This window comes from Streptomyces anandii JCM 4720, from assembly GCF_014650655.1.
GTDB lineage: Bacteria > Actinomycetota > Actinomycetes > Streptomycetales > Streptomycetaceae > Streptomyces > Streptomyces anandii.
The window spans coordinates 1-690 of the sequence record NZ_BMVJ01000108.1 but is presented as its reverse complement, the minus strand read 5'-3'; the positions used below and the strand labels follow the sequence as shown (position 1 = coordinate 690).

Here is a 690-nt window from a genome sequence, read left to right as displayed (position 1 = left end):
CCTGCTCGCATCGGCCCCGTCCTGGGGCTGCCCGCCTCGACCGTGCACCGAGTCCTTGTCCGTCACGGCCTGAACCGGCTTGCCCACCTGGATCGCCCCACCGGCCAGCCGATCCGCCGCTACGAACGGGCCCGGCCCGGCGAACTGGTCCACGTGGACGTGAAGAAACTTGGCCGCATCCCCGAGGGCGGCGGCCATAAAACCCTCGGCCGCCAGGCCGGCCGGGCCAACCGCAGCGGGATGGGCTTCGACTACATCCACTCCGCCGTCGACGACCACAGCCGCCTGGCCTACAGCGAGGTCCACCCGGACGAGAAGGCCGCCACCTGCGCCGCCTTCCCGCGGCGGGCCGCAGCCTTCTTCGCCACCTGCGGCATCGACCACATCGAGCGGGTCCTGACCGACAACGCATGGCCCTACCGCAAGAGCTTCGCCTGGCAGCAGGCCCTGGCCGAACTCGGCGCGGCCGGCAAGCTGACCCGCGCCTACCGGCCGCAGACCAACGGCAAGGTCGAACGCTTCAACCGGACCCTGCTCGACGAATGGGCCTACCAACGGCCCTACACCAGCAACACCGAACGAACGACGGCCCTGGCACACTTCCTGCACACCTACAACCACCACCGCTGCCACACCGCACTCGGCGGCCACCCACCGATCAGCCGCGTTAACAACGCTTCAGGTCAATAC

General features: G+C 69.4%; 1 protein-coding gene. It reads left to right on the top strand.

Features of this window, described 5'->3' with window-relative positions:
* Positions 1-690: IS481 family transposase (locus IE249_RS35520; protein WP_189711661.1), on the top strand; the 690-nt coding region annotated here is incomplete at both ends.